Genomic DNA, 10,212 nt, shown 5'->3' with positions numbered 1-10,212 from the left:
CAAGCTCTGGATCCCGTTCGACTTGCATGTGTTAAGCACGCCGCCAGCGTTCGTTCTGAGCCAGGATCAAACTCTCCAGTTTAAAGTGAAACCGGAAAATCCGATTCTAGTTTGAAACAACTGACTTGTTACATTTTTGAAACTCGCAACTGCTGTTTCGTCTACTATTTAGTTTTCAAAGACCAAGCCGCTGTTTGCGACAGACTCAGCACCCTACCTGAACCGTTCCAACCTGTCAAGATTTTCTTTTCTTAAATCTTTCTCAGGTTTGCCGCCGCCGCAACTTTCCTGCGGTGACTGCCGGTCCAAATATTCGGTTGAAAAGAACGTCGTTGCTGCGGAGTCCAGCTTTATAACAAAGCGCGTCCGCATCGTCAACGACTTAATGAATAATTTTCTCTAATCCGTTTTACGCAGGCAACCAGTCATAGCCGGAAAGAGGACTGTAGCAACCTGCCAAGGGCACTCTTCAATTACGGGAACGGAAGACAGACGGGAAATAGGCAGTTGTCTTTAGCGGGGAGGAGTGACAGTTTCAAATACTAACTGCACCAAAGAGTTTGTCAAACGAAGAAAGCGCGACCAATCGCCCCGTCTATAGATAGTGACTTCCAGACGATTCGGTGGCAGCGCTTTCTTTTGCAGCTGTGGCAGAAGAGCGTCAGCTCTTCGTATAGAGGACGGCAACGGCACGGGCACGGATCTCGCCGACAGAAACATAACCATGCGGCTCGGAGGACTCATAGTATATGCTGTCCCCCGGGTACAGCCGCATTACCTCGTCGGCATAGTGGAACTCCAGCTCACCGTCGAGCAGATAGAGGAACTCCACCCCCTCGTGGCTATAGAAGAGGCTGCTGTCCCACTCACGCTGCTCGAACTCGATCAGGAAAGGCTCCACCTTTTTCTGGCGCATGCCCGGTGCGAGCGGCTTGTACATGTAGCCCTGCTGGACGTTCTCCTTGCCGGGACGACGCTGGCTTCCCAAGGGAGACTGGTCTCCGCGGGTCAGCATGAACTTCTGCCTGTCACCCGCCTCCTCAAAGAAGTAGTGGATCCCTACCTTGAGCCCTTTGGCGATCTTCAGCAAGGTAGCAATGGGCGGTGTGACCTGATCGTTTTCGATCTGAGACAAGAGCGGCTTCGACAATCCGGTCATGTCAGCCAGCGCCTGGAGGGTGAGCCGTTGTTCCTGGCGCAGTCCACGCACCTTCTCACCCAGCTTCATCTCTCTGATTTCCTGCTTGATCTTCTCTTGCACGCAGCACCCCCGTTCAGCATATATATTCAAATAGCGATCTGCCGTCAAGGGGTAAATAGTTATTCTTATAGTGTCTGTGTCACGAGGCGGAAGGGGTTGACATCAATCCGGTTTTTGGCTAGGCTTTTTCCTTCCTTCTACCTGTTTTCTCCTAAGGAGGGACTCAATGAAAAGTATCAGACTGCTCGCCGTATTCCTCATCCTTTCCACCGTCCTTACTTCCTGCAAGAAGAAAGAGGGCGCCATGCTGTACGAGTCGAACAGAAAGGAATCTGTTCCGGCACCGGTCCAGGAAGTCCCCAAGGACATACTCGTCACCCAGCAGGCCTTCACCACTCTTGTCAAAAAAGTCACACCGTCCGTGGTGAACATCTCCACCATAGGGAAGAAGAAACTGGTGCGCCCGTTCTTTGAGGGCTCGCCGTTTTTCGAAGACTTCTTCGGCGACATGGGCCGCCCGCAGTACAGAAGGGAAAGCAGCCTAGGCTCAGGCTTCATCCTGAACCAGGAAGGGTACATCGTCACCAACGACCACGTGGTCAGGGACGCGGAGACCATCCAGGTGAAGCTCTCCAACGAGAGCGTCTACACCGGCAAGGTGATCGGCTCCGACCCGAAGACCGACATCGCCGTCATCAAGATCAACGCGAAGGAACCGCTCCCGGCCGCAGTCCTTGGCGATTCGACGAAGCTGCAGGTGGGCCAGTGGGCCATCGCCATCGGCAACCCCTTCGGCCTTGACCGTACCGTCACCGTCGGGGTCGTCTCGGCGACCGGCCGCTCCAACATGGGGATCGAGACCTACGAGGACTTCATCCAGACCGACGCCTCCATCAACCCCGGCAATTCGGGCGGCCCGCTCCTCAACATCTACGGGGAGGTGATCGGGATCAACACCGCCATCGTCGCCGCGGGACAGGGGATCGGCTTCGCGATTCCGGTGAACATGGCGAAGCAGGTGGTGACCCAGCTCATCAGCAAGGGGAACGTGAGCCGCGGCTGGCTCGGCGTATCGATCCAGTCGGTCACCGAGGAGATGGCCAAATCCTTCGGTCTGCCAAGGGCAAGCGGAGCCCTCGTCAACGAGGTGGTTCCCGGCGGCCCCGCCGCGAAATCAGGCATCGTGCAGGGGGACATCATCACCGGTTTCAACGGCACGGCAGTGAAGGACGTGCGCCAGCTGCAGCGGCTCGTCGGGGAAACCCCGATCGGCAAGAAGGTGGAGGTGGAGCTCTACCGTGACGGCAAACAGCTGAAGGTCCAGGTCACCACCGCACCGGCGGAAAGCGCGCAGGCCCAGCCTCAGGCGCAAAGACCGGATCGCGAAGCAGGGGTTTTAGGCCTTTCGGTTGAGGAATTAGGCCCCGATGCGCGTCGCCGTGGCATGACCGGCGTGGTGGTGAGCGACCTCGAGCCTGGGGGAATAGCCGAGGAGAGCGGTATCCAGCGCGGCGACGTCATCGTCTCGGTGAACCAGAGAAAGGTGCGCAACCTCGCTGAGTACCAAAAGTCCATGAAGGATGCTGCCAACCGCGGCGCCGTGGCATTGCTCGTACGCCGGGGCAACGCCAGCATCTATTTCGCCTTAAAATTAAGATAGAATCTTCGGCAAAAACTGCGTATAGTGTCGCCTGACATTTGCCCCCCCCGGGAGAGATCGATGAGTCTCATAGAAAACCCAGATCAGGCCAGAAGACTTGCCAGGGCCATCATTTCCGATGTAGCTATGTACAACCGCGAGAAGGTCGAACAGGGCATCAAGGATGACAACATCTTCGAGCTCTTGCAGGATCAACTAAACGAAGGAAGGGAGCACTTCCAGTCCCGAGTGACCAAGGGTCTGGCGGAATCGAACATCTTCGACATTGCCGTAGTCGACGTACTGATCAAACGGGCGGGAAAGATCGAATCATCCATCTGGTAGGCAGGTCAATACAACTTTAGACAGTCCCGGGCGCGCTTCCATTCGAAACGCGCCCGCGCTTTTTTTAACGAATCTCCCTTTCCGGGAAACAGGGCCTTACATGGAACACCCCATCGAACTAACTTTCCCCATGGACACCGATGCCGAGCGGCTGGACAGCTTCATCTCCCGCAGCGTCCCCGAACTCACCCGCTCAGCCGCGGCAAGGCTCATCGATAACGGCTGCGCCACGGTGAACGGCCAGAAGCAGAAGGCCTCGCTCAAGCTGAAGGGAGGCGACGTCGTTACCGTCATCGTCCCCCCTCCCACGCCGGCCGAGCCGCAGCCGCAGGAGATCCCGCTCGAGGTGCTCTACGAGGATCCCGACGTCATCGTGATCAACAAGGGCGCAGGCCTGGTGGTGCATCCGGGGGCCGGCAACGCGGATGGCACCCTTGTCAACGCGCTGCTTGCCCACTGCAAGGACCTCTCCGGCATCGGAGGCGAGCTGCGTCCGGGGATCGTGCACCGCATCGACAAGGACACCTCTGGTGTTCTGGTCATCGCCAAAAGCGACCGGGCCCACAACGCGCTCTCCGACCAGTTCAAGGTGCACAGCATAAAGAGGATCTACCTGGCCCTCGTGTACGGGAACCTGAAGGAAGACAAGGGGCGCATCGAGTCGATCATCGGCCGGCACCCGGTGGACCGGAAGAAGATGTCCGGCAAGGCCAGGCACGGCAAGAACGCCATCACCCACTGGCGCGTCGAGGCGCGCTTCCCCGGCATCACGCTGGTGCGCCTGAGGCTTGAGACCGGCCGCACGCACCAGATCCGGGTGCACCTCTCCGAGGCGGGGCATCCGCTTCTGGCAGACGAGGTCTACGGCGGGGGGAGCAGGCTCGTCCAGGTGAAGGACCCGGTGCTGAAACAGATGATCAAGACGATGGGGCGCCAGGCGCTGCATGCGAAGACCTTGGGCTTCCTGCACCCGGTGACGGGACAGTACCTCGAGTTCGACACCGAGCTCCCGGAAGACATGGCGGGGATCATCGCCTACCTTACAGAAAAAACAGCCGATACGGAGTAAGGACGAGGGGCTGTTCGACAGCTCCCATATACATACAAGAGGTGCCATTCATGGAAATGCAGAAAGCAGGAAAAATCCAGTATCTGAAGCCGCGCTTCGCGGCCACGAGGGGTGCCGTCGCCGGTTTCACCACCCGCCACGAAGGAGTCTCGCGCCCTCCGTACAACTCGCTCAACCTCGGCAGCAACACCTTGGACTCATCGCACAACGTCGAGGGGAACCGCAGCCTGCTCGCTAGGAGCCTCGGCTCCACCCTGGACCGCTTCCTCACCGTCAACCAGGTGCACGGCACCGACCTCCTGGTGATAGACGCGCCCAACCCCGAGCTCTCCCACTTTCTCAAGCTCGAGTGTGACGGCATCGTCACCAATCAGCCCGGCATCATGATCGCGGTCTGCGTGGCCGACTGCGTACCCATCCTGCTGCACGACCCGGTGCGCAAGGTCGTCGCCGCCCTCCATGCGGGGTGGCAGGGTACCGCCGGGAACATCGCCGGAAAGGGTGTCGAAGCGCTGGTGAGCCTCTTCAACTGCGACAAGAAGGACATCCAGGCCGCCGTCGGTCCGCACATCGGAGCATGCTGCTACGAGGTGGACGCCCCGGTGCGCGACGCCTTCAAGAAGGCGGGGATCCCGTGGGAGCTCTGCGCCACCGACAAGGGCGAAGGGAAGTGGATGCTCGACCTGGGTGCTGCGAACCGCATGCTCCTTACCGACGCAGGGATTGCCGCCGATCGCGTCCAGGTGAGCGAGCACTGCGTGAGCTGCAACCAGGAGCTCTTCTTCTCCTACCGCCGCGACGAGGGTGACACCGGCAGGCAGGTCGGCTTCATCATGCTCGATGCCGAGCAATAAGCTGTAGCGCTCCGACCAAGCTTCTGATATAAGACGGCGGAGAGTTAGAATCCTTTACAGGAGGCGTCCACAGATGCGGAACTTGTTAAGACTTGCCCTGCTCATGATGGCGGTGAGCGCGCTTTTCGGCTGCGCCCACAACTACTACAACATCCCCCAGGAGACCCTGGAGAAAAAGGTGCGCACCATCGGTGTGGCCCCGATCTTCACCGACGCGGAATCGGACATCCGGCACCCCGACAAGGCGTCCATCGTCTCCATCGTGCGCACCTACAACATGAAAAACGAGAAGGAGCTCATCGCCAAGCTGAGAAGCACCGGCATCTTCTACGCGGTCCGTCCGGTAGAGGGTGACGCGGCGAGGCTCTTCGAGACCCTGGTATGGAACCGTGAGCGGCGCGACGACGCTGGGATCATCTACAACAAGTACTTCGTGAAGAAGGAAGAGCTGAAGCAGCTCCTCGCCCAAAACGGGCTCGACGCCATGCTCTTTGTTACCGTGAGCGGCCTCACCAGGCCGGGCAAGGTCTTCTCGAGCAACCTCCTCTCCTACCTGGAGACCGATTTCAACTACCTCTCCATGACGGCGCAGATGCTGGATCGCGAAGGGAACACCATCTGGGAGTACCCGAACTTCAAGACGAGCAGGCTCTCCTACCCGCTGTTCTTCGCTCTTCAGTACCCCGACTTCGACGAGGCAGCGGCGAACCTGACCGAGAAGGTCGACGTGAAGTTCAAGACCGTAGCCGGCGTTAACGCGGCCTTCGCGAAGACAGAGGCATCCTCGGTCCCCAACGCACCGGAGGTCTCCACCCTGTACGTGAAGCAGTTCGAGGAGATGCTTGCGCTCATGAAGACCTACACGCCGCTCTTCGGCGGCAAGGAGAAGGAACGTGAAGCGGCTCCCGCCCCGGGAGGAGGAGCACCGGTGTACTACAACCCGCCCGCAACACCTGCCGCGGCCCCAGTAGCTCCGGCGGCGCCCGCCGCGCCGGCCGTGACACCCCAGGCGATCCAGGCCGCCCCGGCGCCGGTACCCGCGACACCGGTCTCCGTCACCCCGGGCGACATCGTCCCGGAACAGCCTCCCGCGAAGTAAACTAAAAAGGCGGCGCCAGGGTTTCCCCGGCGCCGCCTTTCTCATCCGACCACCGCCGTTTTCTCCGGGCGGTGCCTAAAGCTCTTCAAACTCTTCCGGGTCCTCGGCCTCTTCCTCTTCCGCCTCCCCTTCCTCTTCGTCTTCGTAATCCTCGTCGCTCACCCGCTTCAGGAATTCCTTGTTGCTTTCGATGAGACGACGGATCTCTCCGGCAAGTTCATCAAGATCTTCGTGTTCCACCCTACGCCTCCCCTCCCTTGCGCAGCAGGGCCTTGCGGTACAGGTCCAGGTACTTTTGCACCGAGTTCTGCCACGAGTAATCGCTGCTCATGCCGCGCCGCATCAGCTTTTTCCAGAACGCCTTGTCCTGGTATGCGGTGATGGCCCGGTTCATCGCCTCCCACAACGCCTCCGCGCTGTACTCCTCGAAGACGAAGCCGTTCGGGGTCTTGTCGTTGTCGCGGGGATCGAAGACGCTGTCGGCAAGCCCGCCGGTCCGGCGCACCACGGGGACGGTCCCGTAGCGCATGGCGATCAACTGCCCCAGTCCGCACGGCTCGAAGAAGGAGGGCATGAGGAACATGTCGCTCCCGGCGTAGATCTTGGGCGCAAGGCTGTGATCGAAGCCGGCGGCGAAGGCGATGTTGCGCGCGCCCGCGGCCTTGACGTCGGTGAACGCCTTGACGTAGCGCTCCTCGCCGCTGCCCAGCATGACGAACTGCATGGGCGCCTTGGCGATCACCGGCAACAGCTCCGCGATCAGGTCGAACCCCTTCTGCGCCACCATGCGCGACACCATGCCGAAGACCGGGGTGTCGGGGGCACTGGCGAGCCCCATGAGGCGCTGCAGGCCGATCTTGTCCACCATCTTTCCGGAGAGGGAGGCATGACTGTAGTTCTTCATGATCTCCTTGTCCATGGCGGGGTTCCACTCCTCGTAGTCGAGCCCGTTCAGGATCCCCACCAGGTCATCCTTCCTCGTCTGCAGCACGCCGTGCAGGCCGCACCCCATCTCCGGCGTGCAGATCTCGCGGCAGTAGTTCTCCGAGACGGTGGTGACGCTGTCGGCTGCGAGTATCCCCGCCTTCAAGAGGTTTATCTTGCCGTAGAACTCAAGCCCGTCGATGGTGAAGCACTCCTTGGAGAGCCCCATGGTGGAAAGCTCCTCACGCGGGAAGAGCCCCTGATAGGCGAGGTTGTGGATGGTGAAGATGATCCCGGTCCTTGCGAAGAAGGGATCGTTCTTGCGCTCGTGCTTCAGGTAGTGCGGGATGAGTGCGGTCTGCCAGTCGTGGCAGTGGATGATGTCGGGCCTGAAGTCCATCTTCTTCAGGAGCTCCAGGACGCAGCGGCAGAAAAAGGAGAAACGCTGGGCGTTGTCGGGGTAGTCGCCGCCGGGGGTGCCGTAGAGCTCGTCGCGGGAGAAGTACTCCTTGTTCTCGATGAGGTAGACCGGTATCTCGCCGAGCGCCGCCTGACGCAGGAACCCTTTTTTCTCGACGCCGTCCACCATGACCGAGGCGCTCTTGCGCCCCTTGCGCACCGCCATCCCCCCCCGCTCGACCACCGAGTAGAAGGGCATCATGATCCGAACGTCATGGCCAAGCGTCCTGAGGGTCTTGGGAAGGGCGCTGGCAACATCCGCCAGACCTCCCGTCTTGGCAAAGGGAGTAACCTCCGACGCAACAAACAAAATCTTCATGTAAATCCTCTAACACCCTGGAATTATAGGGACATTCTAGATTAAGAGCGCCCCCGGGTAAAGTTTTTTTGTAGAAGAAAAATTTAAGAACCTTCGGGCACGCCTCCATCCACCCCGAGCCCCGGGCCTGCGTAGGCAATGGGCAGCGGGGCCTCGGCGGGCCACCGCCCGAGCGGAGTGTCGACCCTCGAAAGGATCAGGTAGCACGAGAGCCGGTCGCCGGCATCGAGCCCGAGGCCGTTTAGCGGGACGCGCAGTTCGGCGCTGCGCCCGACCGCGTAGCGGGCGAGGGCGCCACAGGGAAGCCAGCGCCCCTCTTCGAGCAGCTGCAGCTCCCCTTCCCCGGCACCCGGCCGCATCTCGACACGGTACTCGCGTCCCCTTATCAGGTGCAGCGACAGGGCGTCACCGGGCTGCAGCACATTTTCCATGGATTGCACGCCGTCGATGCGGAAGTAGAGGAACTCGAGGTCGTAGCCGTAGAAAAAGGACTGCAGCACGCTCTCGGCGGCGTGCATCGCACCTCCCTGGCGGGTCAGGTCGTAAAGTCCGGCGCTAAGCCACTCGAGGTAGTCCCCGGCCGCGGTCGCCAGCGAAGGGGTGATGAGCCGCGACGGGGCCCGCACGAAACCGGCCGGACGCTGGCGCTTGATCGGCTCGTGCAGCTCGCCCGGCACCTCCAGCGAAAGGAGGCGGTAGACGCTGATCAGGTGGCTTCTGAACAAAAGGTCGAAGCTGCCGGAGTGGGCCGAGCTGTGATCGTCGCCGTACCACCAGAACCAGTCGCTTCCCTGCGCCGCGTAAAGCGCCCGGCAGGCGCGCCGTGCCGTATCGTCCGAGCTTTCGCCGCCGGTCAAAAGGCGCGCCGCTTCCGCGCTTCCCTTGGTCGCCGCCTCCCTCGCCCTAGCCAGGTACTCCCATCCCTTGTTCTCCTCGGGGTGCCCGATCCAGATGCCGTAGTCGGCGTTGATCCAGGAGCCGGGATGGATGTGCCCGATGGAGCGACGCTCCGGGACCCGCTCCAGCACCTCGGTGAAGGTGGCGAGCTCCACCCCTGCGGTCTGGGTGAGGGCCGCGTAGAGTCTCGAGAGGAAGGGGAGCCCGTTTTCCTGGTAGTGCTCCCAGGCGTTTTCACCATCGAGGATCACCGGGACCACCCGCGCCTCGGGGCAGTGCCGGTGCACCTCCCTGACCCGCGCCACGAAGTCGGCCGCGGCACGCTCCGGCTCCCAATCCGAGTAGGTGAAACCGATCTGGTCCGAGAGGACCTGGTCCCTGAAGAAGAGCGCGATCTCCCGGTCCCCCTCCTGGAAGAGGTAGGGGTGGTAGAGCGCCTCACGTTCGCGCCCGAGCCCCCCGGGCAGGGTGCGGGAGAGGAGCCGCTCGTCGGAAGCGGTCCACGAGAGCCCCCCCTGCGCCATGATCCCCAGCACCTCGTCGCTTAGCGCCCCCTCCGAGGGCCACACCCCCGCCGGGTCGAAGCCGAAAAGCCTGCGGAAGCTCTCGATGCCGTGCCGGAGCTGGCTCTTCGCGTCTTCGGGACAGCGGAACGGGATGCCCGGGAGGTTCACCCCAGGCTGCGCGATGCGGGCGACGCGGGAGTCGCACAGCAGGGGGAGGATCGGGTGGAAATAGGGGCTCACCGAGAGCTCCGCCTTCCCCTCGTCGTGCAGCTTGCGGTAAAGCGGGATGATCCCGGCGATGAGGCTGCGCTGGGTATCGAGCAAAAGCGCCTTGTCCGTCGCGTCGAACCCCTCCCCCTTGCGGATCAGGTCGCGAAAACAGGGGAAACGGTTGCGGGCCGCCTCACCGGTCCAGGCAAGGTAGAACCAGACCTGCAGGTCGAGGAGGTCCCTCTCGGTGAAAAGTGAGACGCGGGAGGCGACGCTTCCGGGGACGCCCTCTCCCGCCATGCGGTACAGCTCGTGGTAGCGTGGGTAGGGCTCGATCATGCGCCGCCGGTTCGCGGAGAAGAAGTTCTCCAGGAGGAAGATGCGGTCAGCGAGGGTCAGCTCCGCAGGGGCGCGGCGCGCGAGGTCGAGGTACGGATCGACCGCCTCCCCCGAGGCGTAGTCGAGGATCTGCTCCAAAAGCGAGGGGACCAGGTTGAACACCACCTTCACGCCAGGGGTCGCGTCCACGATGGCCGGCATGTCGTAGTAGTCCTTCACCGCGTGGAGGTAGGCCCAGGGGAGCAGGTACTCCCCCCGGACCGGTTCCTTGTAGAAGGGCTGGTGCATGTGCCAAAGCAGCGTGAGGTAAAGTGGTTCGGTCATGCTCTCCCCTTTTGGCGGCGCCGGATG

9 protein-coding genes and 1 rRNA gene are annotated in these 10,212 nt (G+C 61.4%); 5 read left to right on the top strand and 5 right to left on the bottom strand.

Features of this window, described 5'->3' with window-relative positions; genetic code table 11:
- Together E4633_RS07265 and E4633_RS07260 are read right to left on the bottom strand one after the other, a co-directional pair.
- Positions 1 to 82: ribosomal RNA gene (locus E4633_RS07265) — 16S ribosomal RNA — on the bottom strand; the annotation flags it as partial.
- A gap of 579 nt (positions 83 to 661) precedes the next feature.
- The gene (locus tag E4633_RS07260; RefSeq protein WP_135869540.1) at positions 662 to 1,261 is read right to left on the bottom strand and encodes a helix-turn-helix domain-containing protein; all 600 of its coding nucleotides are present in this window, start codon (positions 1,259 to 1,261) and stop codon (positions 662 to 664) included.
- A gap of 166 nt (positions 1,262 to 1,427) precedes the next feature.
- Between E4633_RS07260 and E4633_RS07255 the strand changes: the two genes are divergently transcribed.
- From E4633_RS07255 to E4633_RS07235, 5 genes are all read left to right on the top strand, one after another.
- Complete coding sequence (locus E4633_RS07255; RefSeq protein WP_135869539.1) at positions 1,428 to 2,861, top strand: DegQ family serine endoprotease; 1,434 nt, start codon at positions 1,428 to 1,430, stop codon at positions 2,859 to 2,861.
- A gap of 60 nt (positions 2,862 to 2,921) precedes the next feature.
- On the top strand, positions 2,922 to 3,185 hold the full coding sequence (locus E4633_RS07250) for a hypothetical protein (protein ID WP_135869538.1): 264 nt from the start codon (positions 2,922 to 2,924) through the stop codon (positions 3,183 to 3,185).
- Positions 3,186 to 3,285: 100 nt separating this feature from the next.
- Positions 3,286 to 4,254 (top strand): RluA family pseudouridine synthase, encoded by a 969-nt coding sequence (locus E4633_RS07245; RefSeq protein WP_135869537.1) that lies wholly within the window; start codon positions 3,286 to 3,288, stop codon positions 4,252 to 4,254.
- A gap of 50 nt (positions 4,255 to 4,304) precedes the next feature.
- Positions 4,305 to 5,108, top strand: a complete 804-nt coding sequence (gene pgeF, locus E4633_RS07240) for a peptidoglycan editing factor PgeF (RefSeq protein ID WP_135869536.1) — start codon at positions 4,305 to 4,307, stop codon at positions 5,106 to 5,108.
- A gap of 73 nt (positions 5,109 to 5,181) precedes the next feature.
- The gene (locus E4633_RS07235) at positions 5,182 to 6,207 is read left to right on the top strand and encodes a hypothetical protein (RefSeq protein ID WP_135869535.1); all 1,026 of its coding nucleotides are present in this window, start codon (positions 5,182 to 5,184) and stop codon (positions 6,205 to 6,207) included.
- A gap of 75 nt (positions 6,208 to 6,282) precedes the next feature.
- On the opposite strand, the gene E4633_RS20545 is transcribed toward E4633_RS07235, so the two are convergent.
- From E4633_RS20545 to E4633_RS07225, 3 genes are all read right to left on the bottom strand, one after another.
- On the bottom strand, positions 6,283 to 6,447 hold the full coding sequence (locus E4633_RS20545; RefSeq protein WP_198419395.1) for a hypothetical protein: 165 nt from the start codon (positions 6,445 to 6,447) through the stop codon (positions 6,283 to 6,285).
- 1 nt (position 6,448) lies between these two features.
- Positions 6,449 to 7,909 carry a glycogen synthase GlgA gene (glgA, locus tag E4633_RS07230; protein ID WP_135869534.1) on the bottom strand — a complete coding sequence of 487 codons (1,461 nt, stop codon included), beginning with the start codon at positions 7,907 to 7,909 and terminating at the stop codon, positions 6,449 to 6,451.
- 83 nt (positions 7,910 to 7,992) lie between these two features.
- Positions 7,993 to 10,185 carry a glycoside hydrolase family 57 protein gene (locus E4633_RS07225; protein WP_135869533.1) on the bottom strand — a complete coding sequence of 731 codons (2,193 nt, stop codon included), beginning with the start codon at positions 10,183 to 10,185 and terminating at the stop codon, positions 7,993 to 7,995.
- Between the last annotated feature and the right edge of the window lie 27 nt (positions 10,186 to 10,212).

This window comes from Geomonas terrae (assembly GCF_004791675.1).
Lineage (GTDB): Bacteria > Desulfobacterota > Desulfuromonadia > Geobacterales > Geobacteraceae > Geomonas > Geomonas edaphica.
Note: the sequence above shows the minus strand (reverse complement) of the source record. Positions and strands in the feature narration are given on the sequence as shown.

Bases quoted from the DNA above. Each gene is read 5' to 3' on its own strand.
- E4633_RS07225 (WP_135869533.1), bottom strand. From the start codon at position 10,185: ATGACCGAACCACTTTACCTCACGCTGCTTTGGCACATGCACCAGCCC.
- pgeF (WP_135869536.1), top strand. From the start codon at position 4,305: ATGGAAATGCAGAAAGCAGGAAAAATCCAGTATCTGAAGCCGCGCTTC.
- E4633_RS07235 (WP_135869535.1), top strand. From the start codon at position 5,182: ATGCGGAACTTGTTAAGACTTGCCCTGCTCATGATGGCGGTGAGCGCG.
- E4633_RS07255 (WP_135869539.1), top strand. From the start codon at position 1,428: ATGAAAAGTATCAGACTGCTCGCCGTATTCCTCATCCTTTCCACCGTC.
- E4633_RS07250 (WP_135869538.1), top strand. From the start codon at position 2,922: ATGAGTCTCATAGAAAACCCAGATCAGGCCAGAAGACTTGCCAGGGCC.
- glgA (WP_135869534.1), bottom strand. From the start codon at position 7,909: ATGAAGATTTTGTTTGTTGCGTCGGAGGTTACTCCCTTTGCCAAGACG.
- E4633_RS07245 (WP_135869537.1), top strand. From the start codon at position 3,286: ATGGAACACCCCATCGAACTAACTTTCCCCATGGACACCGATGCCGAG.